This is a genomic window from Paenibacillus rhizophilus (assembly GCF_003854965.1).
Lineage (GTDB): Bacteria > Bacillota > Bacilli > Paenibacillales > Paenibacillaceae > Paenibacillus_AQ > Paenibacillus_AQ rhizophilus.
In genome coordinates, this window is the sequence record NZ_RQPI01000005.1 from 33,948 (window position 1) to 52,385 (window position 18,438).

General features: G+C 51.3%; 20 protein-coding genes and 1 riboswitch. Of the genes, 7 read left to right on the plus strand and 13 right to left on the minus strand.

Annotated elements, in window-relative coordinates:
- Positions 1-116: 116 nt before the first annotated feature.
- Positions 117-719, minus strand: coding sequence for a TetR/AcrR family transcriptional regulator (locus EH198_RS10925; protein WP_124695582.1), 603 nt, complete (start codon positions 717-719; stop codon positions 117-119).
- Between the two features lie 116 nt (positions 720-835).
- Here EH198_RS10925 and EH198_RS10930 point away from each other — a divergent pair, with 116 nt between their 5' ends.
- Together EH198_RS10930 and EH198_RS10935 are read left to right on the plus strand one after the other, a co-directional pair.
- On the plus strand, positions 836-2,047 hold the full coding sequence (locus EH198_RS10930) for a macrolide family glycosyltransferase (RefSeq protein WP_124695583.1): 1,212 nt from the start codon (positions 836-838) through the stop codon (positions 2,045-2,047).
- Positions 2,048-2,051: 4 nt separating this feature from the next.
- Positions 2,052-3,266 (plus strand): macrolide family glycosyltransferase, encoded by a 1,215-nt coding sequence (locus EH198_RS10935; RefSeq protein WP_124695584.1) that lies wholly within the window; start codon positions 2,052-2,054, stop codon positions 3,264-3,266.
- A gap of 87 nt (positions 3,267-3,353) precedes the next feature.
- On the opposite strand, the gene EH198_RS10940 is transcribed toward EH198_RS10935, so the two are convergent.
- The 3 genes from EH198_RS10940 to EH198_RS10950 all read right to left on the minus strand — a co-directional run bounded on the left by EH198_RS10940 (position 3,354) and on the right by EH198_RS10950 (position 5,016).
- Positions 3,354-3,650: a winged helix-turn-helix transcriptional regulator gene (locus EH198_RS10940; RefSeq protein ID WP_124695810.1), complete on the minus strand. Its 297-nt coding sequence runs from the start codon at positions 3,648-3,650 to the stop codon at positions 3,354-3,356.
- A gap of 117 nt (positions 3,651-3,767) precedes the next feature.
- Positions 3,768-4,082: a hypothetical protein gene (locus EH198_RS10945; protein WP_124695585.1), complete on the minus strand. Its 315-nt coding sequence runs from the start codon at positions 4,080-4,082 to the stop codon at positions 3,768-3,770.
- 19 nt (positions 4,083-4,101) lie between these two features.
- A complete protein-coding gene (locus EH198_RS10950) occupies positions 4,102-5,016 on the minus strand; it encodes a Gfo/Idh/MocA family protein (RefSeq protein ID WP_342772033.1) in 915 nt (304 codons plus the stop codon).
- Between the two features lie 172 nt (positions 5,017-5,188).
- Between EH198_RS10950 and EH198_RS10955 the strand changes: the two genes are divergently transcribed.
- Positions 5,189-5,809 carry a TVP38/TMEM64 family protein gene (locus tag EH198_RS10955; protein WP_185702844.1) on the plus strand — a complete coding sequence of 207 codons (621 nt, stop codon included), beginning with the start codon at positions 5,189-5,191 and terminating at the stop codon, positions 5,807-5,809.
- 111 nt (positions 5,810-5,920) lie between these two features.
- A complete protein-coding gene (gene msrB, locus EH198_RS10960) occupies positions 5,921-6,901 on the plus strand; it encodes a peptide-methionine (R)-S-oxide reductase MsrB (RefSeq protein ID WP_124695588.1) in 981 nt (326 codons plus the stop codon).
- Between the two features lie 76 nt (positions 6,902-6,977).
- On the opposite strand, the gene EH198_RS10965 is transcribed toward msrB, so the two are convergent.
- From EH198_RS10965 to EH198_RS10975, 3 genes are all read right to left on the minus strand, one after another.
- Positions 6,978-8,144, minus strand: coding sequence for a DUF4349 domain-containing protein (locus tag EH198_RS10965; protein WP_124695589.1), 1,167 nt, complete (start codon positions 8,142-8,144; stop codon positions 6,978-6,980).
- A 141-nt stretch (positions 8,145-8,285) separates the two neighbouring features.
- The gene (metE, locus tag EH198_RS10970; RefSeq protein ID WP_281278004.1) at positions 8,286-10,586 is read right to left on the minus strand and encodes a 5-methyltetrahydropteroyltriglutamate--homocysteine S-methyltransferase; all 2,301 of its coding nucleotides are present in this window, start codon (positions 10,584-10,586) and stop codon (positions 8,286-8,288) included.
- Positions 10,587-10,804: 218 nt separating this feature from the next.
- Positions 10,805-11,008, minus strand: a riboswitch (cobalamin riboswitch).
- Positions 11,009-11,100: 92 nt separating this feature from the next.
- Positions 11,101-11,964 (minus strand): undecaprenyl-diphosphate phosphatase, encoded by an 864-nt coding sequence (locus tag EH198_RS10975; protein WP_124695590.1) that lies wholly within the window; start codon positions 11,962-11,964, stop codon positions 11,101-11,103.
- Between the two features lie 215 nt (positions 11,965-12,179).
- On the opposite strand from EH198_RS10975, the gene EH198_RS10980 reads away from it, so the two are divergent.
- A complete protein-coding gene (locus EH198_RS10980) occupies positions 12,180-13,013 on the plus strand; it encodes a serine/threonine protein kinase (protein ID WP_124695591.1) in 834 nt (277 codons plus the stop codon).
- 103 nt (positions 13,014-13,116) lie between these two features.
- Here EH198_RS10980 and EH198_RS10985 read toward each other — a convergent pair whose 3' ends face one another.
- From EH198_RS10985 to EH198_RS10995, 3 genes are all read right to left on the minus strand, one after another.
- Complete coding sequence (locus EH198_RS10985; protein WP_124695592.1) at positions 13,117-13,302, minus strand: hypothetical protein; 186 nt, start codon at positions 13,300-13,302, stop codon at positions 13,117-13,119.
- 104 nt (positions 13,303-13,406) lie between these two features.
- The gene (locus EH198_RS10990) at positions 13,407-14,096 is read right to left on the minus strand and encodes a YitT family protein (RefSeq protein ID WP_124695593.1); all 690 of its coding nucleotides are present in this window, start codon (positions 14,094-14,096) and stop codon (positions 13,407-13,409) included.
- A gap of 321 nt (positions 14,097-14,417) precedes the next feature.
- Positions 14,418-14,912 carry a Crp/Fnr family transcriptional regulator gene (locus tag EH198_RS10995; protein WP_124695594.1) on the minus strand — a complete coding sequence of 165 codons (495 nt, stop codon included), beginning with the start codon at positions 14,910-14,912 and terminating at the stop codon, positions 14,418-14,420.
- Between the two features lie 171 nt (positions 14,913-15,083).
- Between EH198_RS10995 and EH198_RS24615 the strand changes: the two genes are divergently transcribed.
- Positions 15,084-15,251 carry a hypothetical protein gene (locus EH198_RS24615; RefSeq protein WP_179036423.1) on the plus strand — a complete coding sequence of 56 codons (168 nt, stop codon included), beginning with the start codon at positions 15,084-15,086 and terminating at the stop codon, positions 15,249-15,251.
- Positions 15,252-15,341: 90 nt separating this feature from the next.
- On the opposite strand, the gene EH198_RS11000 is transcribed toward EH198_RS24615, so the two are convergent.
- Positions 15,342-15,824, minus strand: coding sequence for a general stress protein (locus EH198_RS11000; RefSeq protein WP_124695595.1), 483 nt, complete (start codon positions 15,822-15,824; stop codon positions 15,342-15,344).
- Between the two features lie 179 nt (positions 15,825-16,003).
- Between EH198_RS11000 and EH198_RS11005 the strand changes: the two genes are divergently transcribed.
- Positions 16,004-17,083 carry an AI-2E family transporter gene (locus EH198_RS11005; RefSeq protein WP_124695596.1) on the plus strand — a complete coding sequence of 360 codons (1,080 nt, stop codon included), beginning with the start codon at positions 16,004-16,006 and terminating at the stop codon, positions 17,081-17,083.
- 199 nt (positions 17,084-17,282) lie between these two features.
- On the opposite strand, the gene EH198_RS11010 is transcribed toward EH198_RS11005, so the two are convergent.
- Positions 17,283-17,687, minus strand: a complete 405-nt coding sequence (locus EH198_RS11010) for a hypothetical protein (protein ID WP_124695597.1) — start codon at positions 17,685-17,687, stop codon at positions 17,283-17,285.
- Between the two features lie 29 nt (positions 17,688-17,716).
- On the minus strand, positions 17,717-18,385 hold the full coding sequence (locus EH198_RS11015) for a uracil-DNA glycosylase (RefSeq protein WP_124695598.1): 669 nt from the start codon (positions 18,383-18,385) through the stop codon (positions 17,717-17,719).
- Positions 18,386-18,438 lie beyond the last annotated feature (53 nt).

An 18,438-nucleotide genomic window follows, 5' to 3' on the forward strand; every position in this document is an offset into this window, starting at 1 on the left:
AGCGCTTCCAATAGGTGAGGGACATTCGTTTTTTCTATTATATTACTTCTTTGCGGCTATTGTGCAAATTTTTTTCTCAGGGGGATGCCAAGTCGCTTGTTGAACGCTTTGGTCTGTCACAAGCTCTCCAATTGATCCGCAAGGCTATATAAAATATCAGGCACGTAAATCCCTTGTTCAATAAATGACTTTCCAAATTCACTCATGATTGTTCTCATCTCTTCAAAAGACAATGGCATATCGTTCTTAAGCCAGTCTATTAAGATCGTAAAGCCTCCTGCAATTTGATACTTTATTGAATAGATAAAGTGTAATTCTTTTAATTTATCTGTATTTGTATGTTCTTTATTATACAGATGCACTAAATATTTTATAAATTCCTCAAATCGTTCATTTAGTAAACAATCAGGTACAGCTTTGATGACTTTTAGTAAAGATTCACGATGTTTCTTTAATTGCGCAAAGAGGAGATCAGTAAGAACATCATTCTCATTAATGTCCTGCCATTTTTTTATTATGGTTAGGCGCTCTTTAAATATATCATCTAAATATTGGATAATGATGTCGTCTTTACTTCTATAATTCCTGTAGAAAGTCTGTCTCGCGACTCCTGCTTTTTTTGTAATGCTGGTAATTTTAATCTGTTCGTAGGGTGTGGTCTCCAATAATAACAGCAACGCCTCAAAAATCCATTCTCTTGTTTGATGCAACACATTCACCTCTTCTGTCTATTTTCGTCGTTAAAATCTCTATTGAAATTGAACTCTATTTTTACATATACTATAATTTATTCCATCACATGGTACAATTCTAATGTAGATGGAGGTTGATTACAGTGAAGAAAACTCATATTGCCATGATTAATATTCCTGCTTTCGGACATGTTAATCCAACACTAGCCGTTGTATCAGAGCTCGTTCAAAGAGGCTATAAAGTGACTTATCCGGCAACTGAAAAATTTATTCTGGTTGTTAAGGAAACGGGGGCTTCTGTTCTTCCCTATCATTCGGCCACTACGGATCTATTAGATCAACTAAATCATGTCAAAGAAATCAATGAAGTCATGAGTATCCATTCGGAAAATCTCCCCATGAGATTCCTTGAAGAAGCGATATCCACTTATTATCAATTGGAGCAGATGTATGCGGATGATCTTCCGGATTTAATTCTGTTTGATTTTATGGCGCTGGCCGGAAAACTGTTCGCGGCAAAGCACGGCATAGAAGCGGTACGGCTGTATTCTTCCTATGCGAATAATGAGCATGTATCGACGTTACATGATGTTTCGGACGAGATTAAGAATGAATTGGCGTCAAAGCTTAATGCTTTTTCGGAGAAGGAAGGGATTACGGGGGTATCCTTTATGGAATTATTCACTCCGGAAAAATTGAACATTACCTTTATGCCACGGGCTTTTCAGCTTAAAGGGGAGTTGTTCGACGAACGCTTCCTTTTTGTTGGTCCGTCTATTGGCAAGCGCAGCTATGACGAGAGCCTGCCGATCGATGGGAATAATGACCGTCCAGTCATGTTAATTTCACTAGGTACGATTTTCAACCCCTGGCCGGAATTCTATAAAATGTGCATCGAAGCGTTTCGCGACTCTAACTGGCAGGTAGTTATGTCCACAGGTTCCAAGATCAGTCCGGAAAGCTTGGGCGAGATTCCAGACAACTTTATTGTCCGCCACCAGGTTCCGCAGCTTGAAATTCTCCCTCATACCCGGTTGTTTATTACGCATGGCGGCATGAACAGCACGATGGAAGCGTTGAGCTGCGGCGTGCCCCTGGTTGTCATACCGCAGATGTTTGAGCAGGAAATCACCGCACGGCGCGTATCGGAATTGGGACTGGGACATCATTTTCTGCCGGATGAAGTAACCGTTCAAGCATTGCAGACATCGGTTCAAGAAGTTTCAGAGGACGAGCAATTGAAGCGGCGTGTGTATGACATGCAGAAGAACATCCAGGAAGCTGGAGGGGCTAAAAAAGCCGCTGATGCCATTGAAAAGTTATTAAGCGTCTCAAATATGAAGGCGAGGGTGTGAAGAGATGTCAAAAGCGCTTTTTTTAAGTATCCCGGCTCATGGTCATGTTAATCCGACACTTGGATTAGTAAATGAATTAATCAATCAAGGTGAGGAAGTCACTTATTTTTGTACAGAGGATTTTAAAGAAAAAATCGAAAAAACCGGTGCTGAATTTAAAAGCTATAAAGTAGACACAGTCCTTGGTAACAGAAAAGACAACACACCGCAAAACATGGGAATCGAGCGTTTACTTAACAATATTAATGAAGCGCTCAAGTCAAGCGATAAAATAATAGAAGATGTTTTAGATCAAATTAAGGATAAACATTTTGATTATATCCTGTATACGGCGATGTATCCTTTTGGAAATGTCTTTGCTCAAATCTTGAAAATTCCTTCGGTTTCTTCTTTTGCCGTATTTGCTACGCCGCAGGAACTTAAGGCTGAGCACAAAGAATTAATGAATGAAGAGTTAATGAACAACCATCCCGTTATGGAGACCTTCAAAAAAGTATCAAAACAATTGAAAGAAGTCTATAAGGTGGAGATGCCGGATAACCCAATGGACTTATTTTTTAATAAAGGCGACATCAATATTGCCTATACATCCAAATATTTTGTCTCCCATCCGGAGTATTATGATGACAGTTTTAAATTTATCGGACCGCCAATCTATGACCGGCAGGAAAACTTGGATTTCCCATTTGAACAATTGGAAGGCAAAAAAGTCGTCTATATTTCACTCGGCACCGTGTTTAATAAGGAAAGCAGGCTTTATGAACTTTTCTTTGAAACTTTTGCCAAAACGGATGCTGTTGTCGTAATGACGGCATACAATGTAGATTTATCTGAATTTGAAATACCTGATCATTTTATTGTAAGAAATTTTGTGCCTCAATCCGAGATTTTAAAATATACCGACGTGGCAATCACTCATGCGGGTATGAATAGTACTAGTGATTTACTATATAATAATGTGCCTTTTGTAGCCATACCTATAGGAGCGGACCAGCCTTACATGGCGGGAAGATCTGCAGAACTCGGAGCGGCCATTTCTCTTGATAAGGATACCCTTACTCCGGAAATATTAAAGGACGCTGTGGAAGAAGTGTTAAACGATCCAAGCTATGCTGAAAATATTAAGAAGATCAGCGATTCTTTTAAACAGGCCGGCGGTTATAAAAAAGCGGTTGAAGAGATTTTTAAATTAAAAAGCGAAAAAGGCATTCTCGTTTAAATTGCAAAATCTTATACTCCAAAAAAGAAAACTGGCGCCGATAGATTCGACGTCAGTTTTCTGCTTGTACTGATGCTTTACCGGCCTTTACTTCACCCAATTTTCCGCCCAGAACTGAATCTGCTGCATGACAGGCTCCAGGGCGCGGCCTTTATCCGTCAGCTCGTATTCGATGCGTACCGGCGTCTCCGGATAGACATGGCGAACCAGAATGCCTTCGCTCTCCAGATCCTTCATCCGTTCCGACAGCATTTTATCGCTCATCAAAGGAATGAGACCCGATATATCTTTAAAGCGCTTCGGTCCGCTCATCAAAGTCTGGATAATTAGGCCGTTCCACCGTTTGCCCAGAAAAGAAAAGGCCGTCTCAAACCGGGGGCACATCGTCAAATGATGCTCTTCCACTGTATTCACCTCTCGCTAATAAAAAACTTACGTTTAGTTAGTATATATAATTTTAACACATTTCATCCTTATTGAACATGGTTTGTCAAAAAAAGTTTATTCCGCAGCATGCTTTCTTGCTGCAATCGCCTCGGTGACGACAAATGCAAGATCATCGTTTCCGTATAGCGAGAGCACACCGAGCACCGTATCGTCCGAAATAAATCCGGACTCCTCCGCGGGCACAGTCAGCGCAAGAGCTCTGGCAAGCTGTTCATTGCCTTGCTGCTGCGGATAGGCCTGCAAATAGAGGGCTTCCGGGTCAAGTCCGTTATTTACGCACCATTGGGCGAATACGAGGATCATCATCTCTTCGTCGCGCTTGTAGCTTTCAACAATCCGGTCTTCCACCGATTTGCGGTAATCATCCATTCTCTCTCCCCCTCTCGTGTTAGTCTGCCCCTTCCGTCAGCTGCGCCGCCAGCCTGTGGACAGGAAGCACGGACAATGCGGAAATGCCGCATTCGGACGGCTTATGAATATAATCGAGAAAATGGTCAACCACGCCGCTGAAGCCTCTGCGCATAAGTATCGTGTCCCAGCTTCCGAAGCCGCGTACGGCAGGGGACGCATTCCGGTCATAAAGAACGGCGCGTTCCATGTCCGCAATTTCCGCAGACCTTCCATGCCCGTGCAGCTCCAATTTTTCCAGATCGGCGCCGGCGTCCCGCACCATGCTGTACACGCCGGAAGCGCCGCCGCTCCAACCGAGCATGCCCGCCGCCTGAACCAGCCGGCCTTCAAGGTCGCTGTGCAGAGACCCGCGCAGCAGCTCATAATCATTCCCGCACAGCCACAGGAGCAGATCGAGCATGTGGATAAGGTCGTCATGAACGGTTTCCCGGCTGCTTAACTTTTGCCGCTTCGTCCGATGCTTGACCGCGCTGCAGTGGGTGATGCCCCCGGCTTCATCCAACCACGCCTTGGCCTCAGCATAAAGCGGCGCAAAGCGGCGGTTGAAGCCGACGCCGAGAAGCAGTCCTTTGCTTTCGGCAAGCTCGGCCATCTTGACCGATTCCTCCAAGCGGCAGGACAACGGCTTGTCGACATAGACGGCCAGCCCCCGCTCCAGACACTTCGTTACGATTTCGTAATGGTTCCGGGTTGGGGCATGCACAAACACCGCATCCAAATCCCAGGCGAGCAGCTCATCCAGGCTGCATGTGCCCTGAGGCAACCGATAAGCGCTTACCGTACTCTCTACCGTGGAGGCCGAAGAGCTAAGAATGCCGGCGATCCGGACTCGCGGCGATTGCGAAAGCAGCGGCAAATATACTTTGCGGGCGATATTTCCGATTCCAATCAAAGCTATGTTTATGTTTGCGGAGTCCTTCAATTTTTTCCCCCTCAATGGATGATGCCACTTGATCTCATTAAGCTATTATACCCTGCCGTGAGGATTCGACAAATGAGCTTTCTTCTATTCTTCGTTTTTTTTCAGTATGATGGGTGAAGATAAAGAGAAAGGACATATTAAGATGAGAAAATGGCTGCTGGGGCTCCTCTATGTTTCGGGTATGGGCGCCGCGTTTATCTACAGATATAACATTCTCGACTGGCTGGGAAAAGACGGACACGCGCTTCTCTCCGTCCTGGCCGCGACCGCGCTGGCCTTATTTCCGGTCGTGCCGTACAAAGCCGTGATCGGACTGTTCGGTTATGTTTATGGAAGCCTGGCAGGCGGAGCGATGTGCTGGCTGGCAACTACGGTCGCCGCGGCGATGATGTTCGGCGCCGTCAAATGGCTGTTCCCGGAACAAGCACGCCGTTATCTGGCCTCCGTTCCGGCGCTGGACAAATTTACGGCTGCCGTTCAGCGGCATCCTTTTGCTTCGGTAGCGGCGGCCCGTCTGCTGCCGGTCATTCCGCAAACGGCGGTCAACGCATATGCCGGCGCAGCGGGGCTGCCCTTCCGGAGCTTTATCCTGGCTACGGCCCTAGGAAAAATTCCGGGCATCGCCCTGTTCGCCTTCCTCGGCGGACATGCCCGGCAGCATCCCGGAGCGGCTGCGGTCGCCGCCGCGCTGTACATCGCGGCGCTCCTGACGTTCTTTGCGGTGCTGCGCATCGGCAAGCCGCAGAGCAAGGGACAAGCCTGAAGACTTGTCCCTGGAAAGCCGCCTGCTTCGGATACGCTGGCAATAGGAATTTATATAGTTTATAATTAAATTGCAAGCTATTTAATTGCTTATATGAGTGGAGGGACAATCATGAGTGACATAGAGACTAATCGGGCAGGTGCCCGAACGGAAAAAGCGACATTTGCAGGCGGCTGCTTCTGGTGCATGGTCTCCCCGTTTGAGGAGCTGCCCGGCATTATCAATGTCGTCTCCGGCTATACCGGAGGCCATACCGTCAATCCGACTTATGAAGAAGTATGCTCCGAAACGACAGGACATGCCGAAGCCGTGCAAATCACGTTTGATCCCGCGATTTTTCCATACAGCAAGCTGCTTGAGCTGTTCTGGCAGCAGATCGATCCGACGGATGAAGGCGGACAGTTTCATGACCGCGGTTCCTCCTACCGGACAGCGATCTTCTATCACAATGAGGAGCAGCGCAAAGAAGCGGAGGCGTCCAAGGTCGCGGTCGAACAAAGCGGCCGCTTCTCGGGACCGGTTGTGACGCCCATTGAACCGGCTGGTGTCTTTTACCCGGCGGAGGAGTATCATCAGGGCTACCACCACAAGAATCCGGGACATTACAAGCGCTACCGCAAAGCATCGGGCCGGGAAGCTTTTATCGAAAGCCACTGGTCGCATAAAGAAGACAAGCAAAGCCTGAAAGAGCGGCTCACCCCTCTGCAATATGAAGTGACGCAAAATAATGCCACGGAATCCCCGTTTCAGAATGATTTTTGGGATCATCACGGAGAAGGCCTTTATGTGGACATCGTGTCCGGAGAGCCGCTCTTCAGCTCCAGAGACAAATATGATTCCGGATGCGGCTGGCCTAGCTTCACCCGTCCGCTTCGTGACTACTCGGTGAAAGAGAAGACCGATCTCAGCCATTTGATGATCCGCACGGAAGTGCGAAGCAAAGAAGCCGACTCGCATCTCGGCCATGTCTTCAATGACGGACCGGGGCCGAACGGTCTGCGATACTGCATCAATTCCGCCGCGCTGCGTTTCGTTCCCGAGGAGGATCTCGAGAAAGAAGGATATGGCGAATACCGGGTATTGTTCGAATAGAATCACCTCCCTTTCCCTGGAGGAGTACGCAAAAATCCCCCATATCGGGCTACCGCCCGACTGGAGGATTTTTGTGTTATTTGCGTTCAGGAGGTTCCGGCGCCTGAGGCGCTTCACCAGGGTCTTCTTCGCCGCTATCCGGATTGGGTCCGGCCGCCCCGGATGCTGCCCGCTCCTTCTCCCTCTGCCGGTTGGCTTCCCGGATCAGCAGCGAAGCCTCCTCTCGGCGGCCGCGTCTTGAACGCCGGAACCAGAGCAGCGCGGCCAATATAAGGCCGGCGCCGATCAGCACCGGGAGGGCTCCGGCCAAAAAGATAAAGAGCCACTGGAATGCCATGGACAAGGCATTCAGCGTTCCGCGCAGCGCGTCCGCGGCTCTGCCGAACAGCGACTGGCGTTCATCCTTACGCAGGTTTGCGATGCTCTCGTCCGTTTGGTAGAGCCGAAGTTCCACCGTGGAGTACAGCACATTCTGGTCGATATAGCGCATTCTGCCCTTGATTTGCTCGATATTCTCCTGAACTTGGCCAAGCTCATTGGCAAACGCCACCAAGTCGGCGGCTTTGGTAGCCTTTTTCATAAATTCAACGTATTGGGTTTCAAGCAGCTGCTTCGCCTTCAGGCGCGCTTCGAGGTCGACATACTCTTCGGAAACATCCTGTCCATCAATGCTGCGTTGAAGCGACTCATGCTTGACCTTCTCCAGATTGTCCATGAAGGAAGAGAACCCGGAAGCCGGCACCTTGACGACAAACGTGCCGCCATGCTCGGAGTCGGATACCGTTTCCGTGAATCCGATAATATAGCCGCGGGCGAGATTGACCCAATTCCGCACTTCCGTCTGCGCTTTCTCGTAATTCTCCACTTCCATGTTGAGGTTGGCATGGTAGATCAGCTTCTTGTTCAGACCGGCGGCCACATCGCCTGCCGTGAATCCTCCGGCAGCTGCGGCGGCATTGCCGTTATCTGCCGCAGAGTTGCCGCCCATCTGGATTCCGCTTCCCTTTACGTTCACCTGAGCGCCGGCCGCCTGCGCGCCGGCGGATGATCCTCCGTTGCCGGCTGCGATCGCAGCCTCCTCGCTGGCGGCATCCGATAGAGAAGCTGTGCTGTTTTTCATCTCGGAATGTGCAGCAGTTTCGGCCTGATCCGCGTTACTGGCACGGTCGCCCGAACCGCAGCCAGCCAGCATAACAGTCAACACCAGCAGCGTTACAATGGAATACAACCCCTTTTTTATCATGACTATCCCCCCCCCAATATGTCTGTTCGTCCTTACATTTGATTTCTAGACGATTCCAGCCTCTGGAAGGTTGCAGGTTGAAAAAACAATACACCGGGATCGGACTCCCGGTGTATCACTTTGCCGCTCCTTACGCGCAAGTTACGGCTGAATCGCCCGTGCCTTCTTTCTGGCGTCTTCCGCGGCCGCCACCATATTTCGCAGCGAAGCCTCCGTCTCGCTCCAGCCTCGCGTCTTCAGTCCGCAGTCCGGATTGATCCAGAACTGCTCGGGATGCAGAACCCGCAGCGCCCGGTTAATGCCGGTCTCCATTTCCTCCACTGACGGAACGCGCGGACTATGGATGTCATATACTCCCAGCCCGAGGCCTTTGTCGTATCTCATCTCCTCGAAGCTTGCAATCAGTTCGCCGTGGCTGCGGGAAGTCTCGATTGAAATAACATCCGCATCCATATCGGAAATGGCATCGATCATATCGCTAAATTCGCAGTAGCACATATGAGTATGAATTTGCGTCGTATCACGAACGAGGTTCGTGGAAATACGGAAAGCTCTTACTGCCCAGTCCAGATAATGCGTCCGGTCCTTCTCCTTAAGCGGGAGTCCTTCACGCACCGCCGGCTCGTCCACCTGAATCATTTCCACACCGGTGCTTTCCAGAGCCAGCACCTCCTGCCGCAGAGCGAGTGCAATCTGGTAGGCGACCCTCTCTCTGCTCAGATCGTCGCGCACGAACGACCAGTTCAGAATCGTGACCGGCCCGGTGAGCATACCCTTTACCGGGAGCTTCGTCAAAGATTGCGCATAGACGCTTTCCTTGACGGTCATCGGTTCGGTGAAAGCAACATCGGCGTAAATCACAGGAGGCTTGACGCAGCGGGAACCATAGGACTGCACCCAACCGTTCTTCGTGAACAGGAATCCGTCCAGCTTCTCCCCGAAGAACTCGACCATATCAGTCCGCTCAAATTCGCCATGTACCAGAACATCCAGACCGATTTCCTCCTGAAATGCGATGGAATCCGCGATTTGCCGGCGGATAAATTCATCATAGCGTTCCTGGCTCAGCTCGCCCTTGCGCCATTTCAGCCGCGCCTGGCGGACCTCTGGCGTCTGCGGAAAGCTGCCGATCGTTGTTGTCGGCAGCAGCGGCAGGCGCCACTTGTCCTGCTGGCGCTTCGCGCGCTCGGTGTAGCCCGGGCTGCGGTGATCCGGCAGGTCGGCCAGTCCGCGTTCAAGCCCCGCCACGTCCGCACGGCTGCGCTCAGGCAGCTTGCGGAAGGCATCCAGCGCCGCCTTCGCCCCGGTCCACTGCGTACCGGCGGCTTCCCTGCCTTCAAGCAGCGCCCGTTTCAGCAGCGTAAGCTCCGCCAGCTTCTCATCGGCGAAGGCCAGCGCGTTCCGCACCTCTGGCTTCAGCCGTTCCTCGCTCCGCACCGTCACGGGCACATGCAGCAGGCTGCTGGACGGTTGCAGAATCAGCTTGCCCTCCGGAACGAGAGCGGCCAGTCGTTGAGCCAGCGCCAGCTTATCCTCCGGGTCGCAGCGCCAAATGCCGCGACCGTCGATCACCCCGGCTCCGAGCGTCTTATCCTCCGGCCAGCCCAGGCGCTCGATCGCTTCCAGGTTGGCTCCGCCGTCGTGTACAAAATCGAGGCCGACTCCCTGCACCGGCAGCTTCAGCAGAGCTTCAAGCGGTTCGGCAGACTCAAAGTACGTCTGCAGCATAATCGAGACACCCGGAACAGCGGAATGAAGCGCACCGTAAATATCGCTTAGAAGCCTGATATCCTCTTCCCGAAGTCCGGTTACTACAGCCGGCTCGTCAATTTGAACCCATGCCACTCCCTCCCGTTCCAGTTCCTGCAGCAGCTGTACATAGACCGGCAGGAACCGCTCCGCCACACTGCGGATTTCCGAAAGGGCAAAGCCCTTGGACAGTTTCAGAAACGTATAGAGTCCGATAACCACGGGCTTTCCGTCGATCCCCGCCTGCGATTTGGCGAACCGGTATGCGGCAAGCGGTTTGTTCTCCGTTAGAACAGGCTGGATATCGCCGATCTCCGGCACGATGTAATGGTAATTCGTATTGAACCATTTCGTCATTTCGCACGCCGCCGCCCGGGAGTTCCCCCGGGCCATGGCAAAATACAGATCTAGTCCGGCAGGTCCTCCATCGTATCGGTACCGCTGAGGCACAATGCCGAACATGACTGCCGTATCCAGCATATGATCGTAATATGTGAAATCCCCCACGGGAATCAGGTCAATGCCCGCCTCCTGCTGCTTACGCAAATTACTCAGCTGAGAACGTTCCATTTCCGCCCGCAGTTGTTCTTCGCCGATCCGGCCCGCCCAGTAAGCTTCCAATGCTTTTTTCCATTCCCGGTTCGCACCGATTCTCGGATATCCAAGATTGCTTGTTCTTGTGTTAATTGTCATTTCTCCGTTCCTCCTATTCGTGTGGTCCTACCGCAGCTCCGAAAACACCATACTTCGTTGTTTAAGGAAGTGAACTTATTGTCCGTCTCGGAAGAGTCGCTGTCCATTTCACGTAACTCTCCAACAAAAAAGCGTCCTCCCCCCAAAACCGCAAGGGGAAAGACGCCTACGTTAAAATTACGTTTGCGATCTGACACCTTCCCATCTCCCGTAGGTACAGCAGTGCGTCGAAACAGGCAGGTCTCCTGGCTGCGGCGTCATCATCATCAGCGGCCTTCCCGTCAGCCCGGGCTGACAGTGGCATAATCTGGCTGAAGACTCGTCCGTTACAGTGGCGGGACCGCGCCGGCTTTGCACCGAGCTTCCCTTTTAAGCCTCCGGAATTCTCTTGTCCGGCAAGCACCCGTTTCCGTTATTTAATGGTCAGTTACTTGAATGTTGAGTACACCATTTATGTTACGGCAAGAACCCGCGGCCCGCAATGGCTCCAGCTATAGCAATACCTAATAACCGGTTAAAAGAAAATAATATAGACCGCCACTGCCAGCACGATGCGGTAGATGGCGAACGGCAGCAGCTTGATGCGGTTGATCAGCTTCAGGAAGAACCGCATCGACAGCAGCGCGAACACGAAGGCGCTGATAAATCCGGCGATAAAGAACGGCAGCGCGTCCATCGTAAAGTACTGCCAGTTCTTGAGCAGCGAGATAAAGCTCGCGCCTGCCATGATGGGCACCGCCATGATAAAGGTGAAGTCGGCGGCGGCGCGGTGGCTCATGCCCAGAAGGACGCCTCCCGAAATCGTCGAGCCGGAACGCGAGAAGCCGGGCCACAGTGAGAAACACTGGATCAGACCGACCCCAAGGGCTTGCCCGTATGTAATCTGGTCAACGCTCTGCGCCCTGACACGCTTCGGAGCGAACAAATCCGCGCAGATCATAAATATGGCGCCGATCACAAGACCGATCAGCACGGTCGACGTCGAGAAGAGGTACTCGTCAATGTAATTCTCGAACAGCATTCCCAGCACACCCGCCGGGATCAGACCAACCAGCACCTGCCCAAGCCTCAGACGGCCTGGCGTATGTATCTGCGGCGGTTGGCCGTCCGGGACCGGCTCAAGCGATCCCCGGCTGAAGCGTTTCAGTCCAAGCAGATCGATGAAACGATTTCTAAAGATGACGACGACCGCAAGGATCGAGCCGAGCTGTATTACGACCTTAAACGTATTGGCCGTGTATTTTCCGAGAAATTCCTGAGATTTCAACCACATGTCGTCAACAATAATCATGTGACCCGTTGAGGACACCGGAGCAAATTCGGTCAAGCCTTCTACCAGACCCAAAATAACGGCTTTGATAATTGCGAGCAGATCCAAGCTTTCGCCTCCTTAAAGAATGATGGTTAAAAGTTTCATTATTAGTAGCTTAAACATCGCCGGTAATTTCTGAAACTTGCAAGCCTTATTCCAGGTAAGAATACCTAACGCAAGCATTTCGCCTCATCCTTCCGAACTTGCAGTATACCTGGGGAAATGTGCAATAATGAACAGAAAGATCACATTATGGCGGAAAAACGTTGGGGGGATGTTCATTGTTCGCACGCCTGCGCGCATTTCTATCCGCCTGGAGGGATTATCCCCGGGAGGAGGGAGAGCTGATTGGAAAGCGGTACAAGGTGCTGTCCCGGATCGGTATGGGGAGCTACGGACTAGCATACCGCTGCCTGGACACGCTGGAGAATCGCCAGGTAGCCCTCAAACAGGCAAAACCGAGCAAAGGGAATGTTGGGAAAAAAATGCTAATGCGGGAACGGGATATCCTGCGGCAGCTGGATCATCCCTATATCCCCGCCTTCAGAGATTTTTTTGAGGAAACGGGCTCGGCGTGGCTGGTTAGCGATTATGTAGAGGGGCTTACGCTGGAACAATTGATTTTCGAGCAGGGGCGCATATTCGGGGAGCAGGACACGCTGCGCTTTGCCTTGAATTTGATGAAGCGGGTGAACCATGTGCATGAACGAGGCTTTGTCCACCTCGATCTTCGTATTCCGAATGTCATTCTCCGGGGAGAGGATATTTATTTAATCGACTTCGGACTGGCCCGCCGGATCGGGGACGAAAGATCGAGCGACGACGGCGAACCCGAGCTGGATAAAGACGGGCTGCCGAGGCGCATGCCCGCGGCCATAGCCTCCGATTTGCACGATATCGGGCATCTCATTCTCTTTATGCTGTATTCCGGTTATACGCCGATACCGGGCAGCGAAGAGCGCAGCTGGTCGGAAGAGCTTGAGCTTACGCCGGGAATGCGGCGGATACTGCTGAGACTTCTGGAAGGATCGAATTGTTATACGGAATCCCGGGAGTTCATTCGGGAAATAGAGCAGGCCTTATCCAATTCGGAGTCGGAGTCGACGGATTCATAAAGTATATGCTTTCCGATCTTATAAAGAAGAAACGGCCTGCGCCGTCCCACAAAGGGGCGGCGCAAGCCGTTTCCGCAAAAATTCTTGTTACGGCAGCCCGGCTTCAGCTGGAGCTTCCGTGTCTGTTCTTGTAATAGCCGTGCCCGCGTCCACTTCCGTAGCCGTGTTTGCTGCTTGAGGACCTTCCGTAGACCATCGGTCTTCGGTAACTGTCCGAAGAACCTCCGCGTCTTTCATATTTTGAGTGTCCGACGGAGTGAATGAGTTTGCCGATAAGTTTCCTGAGCATGCTGTCTCCTCCTTTTTTTCGGATACCATACAGCTATCAGTTTTGCATCGCTTACAATAAACTATACGTATAAAAAGCCAGCCGGTTTCGGCTGACCTCCTGAATTATAGTTTTCCCGCAACGGTTGCAGCTGCGGCTTCCTGACGGCCTCGAGCTCCAGGCTGAACCCGAAGTTTCTTGCCGCGTTTCGGCTTGCCGAGCGTGGTGGTAAACGTGATAACCTGACCGGCCACAATCACCGCCATAGCCGTGTACATGGTCTCCCTAAATGGCATGTAGAAGAGCGAGAGCAGCAGCACGGCGATATCCATCATGATGAATACCGTACCTACCTTGATTCCCTTCCATTCGCTGATCAGCAGAGATAAAATGTCGTCTCCGCCGCTTGCGCCTCCGCATCGCAGCACCAGTCCCGAGCCAAGCCCTGTCAGCAGACCGGAAAGCAGCGCCGCAAGTGCCAGATTGCCATGGAAATCGAGCATCATTCCCGAGTAACGCTCCATCAGTCCGTAGAATACGGTAAATGATCCTACGGAAATAAACGTATTGCAGACAAATCCTTTTCCTTTGAGCGCCAGCGCAATTAGCAGAACCGGCAGATCAAGCAGCAATACGGTGATGGAAGGCGACAGACCCAGAACATACTTGCCGAGGAGCGACAAGCCTACGAACCCGCCTTCAGTGAGATGATTCTGATAGTTGATGTGATAGTAAGTAAAGCTTAGCAAAAACGTTCCGATCAGATTGACAATTAATTTTAGCGGCAGACGAGCACCGCTGATTTGATTCCTCATACCGATTCCCCTTATCGTAAATGGCGGCTAAACGTCCCACCAACCTCTACGACGGGGTGAACCGGAGATCTTTCTCCTTCGCATACCTATTCCCTTCCTTCGTAGAGGCGGTCCGGCGTCAAGTGACTTACACACCTTCTACGGGGAAGCTAAGTATAAGATAGATCATAACGTTTCCAAATCGTCCTTTGGGAATTCGTCCTTCGGGGACACATGGTATCCTGATCCTTTCTCTTATGTTTTATGTTCTGGAATCATTATACCACGGAAGATGCCATTTCTAAACAGTATGACAAGTTCTTCCAGAAAAAAGAACAAGCCTCAGCCCCGGAGCAGTCTGTTCACGGTCTCTCTACGGACGCCGATCAGCTGTCCGATCTCTTCCTGGGTCAGCAGTTCAGTCAACGGGACTCCATGCGAATAATCATCCAGCCAGCCGCTCAGCAGTTCCAGCCTTTCGGCAGGCGTCCCGACCGTAAGGTGATCCAGACGGGTCTGCATGAACCTTACTTTCTCCTGCAGCAGCAGCGCAATCTCCATAGCCTTGCCGGGTTCCTCCCGCAATTGGCGGTACCATTCCGATGCCGGGATGCTCTCGACCTCGCTTCTCATAAGCGCAGTGGCAGTCCCATGAGCATCCTTAGGCGATATTAGTGAATGGTGGGGCACCGTCTCGCCGGGATACAAGATGTTGAACAGCACGCTATTTCCGTTCTCATGCAGCCTTGTCACCTTGAACAAACCGCTCTTCACTTGGTACAGCGTATGGCAACTGTCGCCCTGCCGGAATAAAATCTCCCCTTTGTGCAGTATCATCGCCTATTCTCCTTTAGCCAGTGGGTTGTCAGATAGTTCAAGTATAATCAAAATTACCCGCCCTGCTCAAGGCGCTCAAGGCGATGCAAAATCCGTCTCATTCGCCTATACCGTATTCATCCTGCCCGACATATCTTGAAGCATACGATCAGATGAAGCGGGTGAGAGAAGGTGGCAAGTAAAAAAAACAGCCCACTGGAAGACGAACTGTCCGCCGAAGATTATGCCATCATCGCTGCGGCGCTTGTCGCTTTAGGCGATTTCTTTGCTTTTCTGTCCCTCGTAAAAGCCAAGGAAACGACTGAGGCTGAAACGAATAAAAAAAAAGGTAAATCATGAAACAAGGCTGTCCTTTGGTCGTCGGACCGAAAAGATAGCCTTGTTTTGGCTCGTTCGCCGCTCTGTTTCAAGCTACTTCAGCCGCCCGGTTTAAGCTAATTCCAAGGGGATCACTTGATGCCTTTCGAACAGCTCTCTGACTCTCCCGCTCTCCGCCTGCTCAAGCGCGGCAATCACGATCACATGTCCCTGATCCACATGCTTCTCGTATGCCTCGGCGTCCTCTTTCGGAATTCCGATTCCGATCAGGCCGACGACGATTCCATCCTCTCCCGGATCATCTCCGAACTCCGCGCCAGCGAGCCTCCCTGCCGCCGGTCCCGCCGCAACCGCCGTGTCCGGCAGCATATCCAGTCCGATCGCGATCCCTTTCGCCGTGCCGAACAATCCGATGCTGCCCAGTCCTTCCTGCGGTTTAGCAACGCCGGTATCGCGGCTCAGCTCGCTGACCACGCTTTTTTCTTTGGCGACCACCGAAATTTTCTTGGTTTTGATACCGCTGCCCCGAAGATCCTGAATGGCCAGCGAAGCATCCGTCTTATGTCCGAATATGCCAACGACCAGTTTGGTCATAGATGCTCCTCCCCTCAAGCAAGAACTGCCGTGCACGTCAGCTCAATAGCGCCGCAGATGTTCTCTATTGTCATATTAACTCCGATCCGCAGGATTGAACCCGAAAGGCCGGGTTTAACTATATTAGTAGACCCGCTATAAATATACATACTATTTGATCTATTTAGGAGGTACCGCCATTGCTGCTGCAGAACAAGTTCTTCCGTACCACACTTGGAATCATATTCCTTCTGCTTATTCTTTATCTGGGCTCCAAAGTCATCGTTCTGTTCTCGCCCATCGCAACCATCATCAATCTCCTGCTCGTGCCGATGATGCTGTCCGGATTTATGTACTATCTGCTTCGTCCGCTGGTCAATCATCTGGAAAAAAGAAAGCTAAAGCGCTCGGTCTCCATTCTGCTCATCTATCTGGTTTTCATCGGGTTGATCGTCATTTTCTGGGTTGCCGTCTGGCCGACGCTGCAGGATCAGATCCAGAATTTTATCGACAATCTTCCTTATCTGGTTCATGACATCCAGAAACAGTTCGACCTTCTGCGCCAGAACCCGATGTTTGCGAGGTTCTTCCGGGGCGAATCGGATTTGACCGTACGTCTGACCGAGTATCTGCAAAACGCGGTAACCTGGGTAACCAACTCCATGAGCAATCTCATTACCGTCATTTCCAATATTGTTGTCGTAATTGCCACGCTGCCGGTTATTTTGTACTACATGCTGAAGGACAGCCACAAGCTGCCCCGTATGCTACTCGGCCTCGTCCCGCGAAAATACCGCAAGGAAGGGCAGGAGACGCTGGAGGATATCGATTCGGCGCTCAGCAGCTTTATCGTCACCCGGGTTATTCTGAACCTGATTCTGGGCGCCATCCTCTATATCGGATTTCTTGTGATCGGTCTGCCGTATGCCCTGCTGCTTGCCCTTGTTTCGGTGCCGCTGAACTTCATCCCCTACATCGGCGCCATTTTGTCCGCGGTTCCGGTTGTCATCGTGGGATTTATCGAATCTCCCATGACCGCCTTATGGTCCCTTGTGATTATCATCGTTGCACAGCAAATTCAGGACAACCTGCTGACGCCGATCATTTACGGCAAATCCCTGGATGTCCATCCGCTGACTACGGTAATCATTGTACTCGTAGGCGGTGAATTTTCCGGCATTATCGGTGTGCTGATTGCGCTGCCGGTCTATATGACCGCCAAAATTATTTTTCTGCGGGTATACGAAATTGTCGTTGCGGAGCGGACGGACGAAGTCTAAATGACAATCATCATTTAAAAATAGAGTGTATGTAAGAAGAAACGGCTTCGCCGTCCTCTGGAAGAGGGAGGCACCCGTTTCTCGTAAAAATATCAGGTTAAGGATAAGCGCGAAGCTTATACTTTCTGATATTGCAAAAAGAGCCCTGGCTGCCATATTGGCAGACAAGGCTCTTTGATGTAATTTGCTAAGCTGAAGCCTAGCCTCTAAGCGAACGGACAACGAACAGATGCGTTCCCTTGAGCAGCGTTCTTCCGTCTTCCAAAGTGACCGCCCCCTTCGTATGCGAGACAAGGGTAGTGTTGAGCGCAATCAGCCTGTCGCCCTTCCATACAGTTACCGCCGACTTGAAATAGACGGCGTTGTCAAACTGAAGCCGGTCCTTCATGATATAGCCGACCGAATACAGGACCGGAGGGAGCGCCCGTTCCTTTGGGGCAAGCGCCTTGATCATTACGATATCGCGAATGGGAACTCCGATCTCCTGATGGCCGATGACGACGCGCCCCGCGGCGCTATCCCACTTGCGAAGCACCCCTCTCATCGAGGCATACTGTGGCTCCCGAAGATATACAATTACCGGCTTGCCTACCCAATGTCTCATTCCAATGCCCCCTTCCTGCCTTAACAGTCCTATATATTCGGTATGGACCAGTCGATCGGTTCCAGACCCTGAGTGTTCAAAAATTCATTCGTCCGCGAGAACGGACGGCTGCCGAGGAAGCCCCGGTGAGCCGAGAATGGACTCGGATGCGGCGACTGGATGACTTTATGACGGCTCTGGTCGATAAAAGCGCCCTTCTGCTGGGCATGACTGCCCCATAAAATGAATACCAGCGGTGTGTCCCTCTCATTAAGCTTCTCCATAATGGCATCCGTAAACCTTTCCCAGCCTATTCCTTTATGCGAATTGGGCTGGCCTTCGCGCACAGTCAGCACCGCATTGAGCAGCAGCACCCCTTGCTCCGCCCAGTGCAGCAGCGATCCATGATTCGGAATATTAGCTCCCGTATCACTGACCAGCTCCGTATAAATATTGCGCAGCGACGGCGGAATCTTCACACCGGGCATTACCGAAAAGCTGAGTCCCTGGGCTTGGCCCGCGCCGTGGTAGGGGTCCTGTCCCAAAATAACCACCCTAGTCGCGCTGTAGGACGTCAGCTTCAAGGCAGAGAACAGCAGTTCCTTCGGCGGATAAACCGTATACTGTTTGTATTCTCTCGCCAGTGTATAACGCAGCTCCTGAAAATAAGGCTTTTGCGTCTCGTCATGCAGCACCTCATCCCAATCGTTGCCAAACATAAAAAAGTTCCCCTTCCGCATCTCCTCTATTATGAATAGTATACATTCCATAT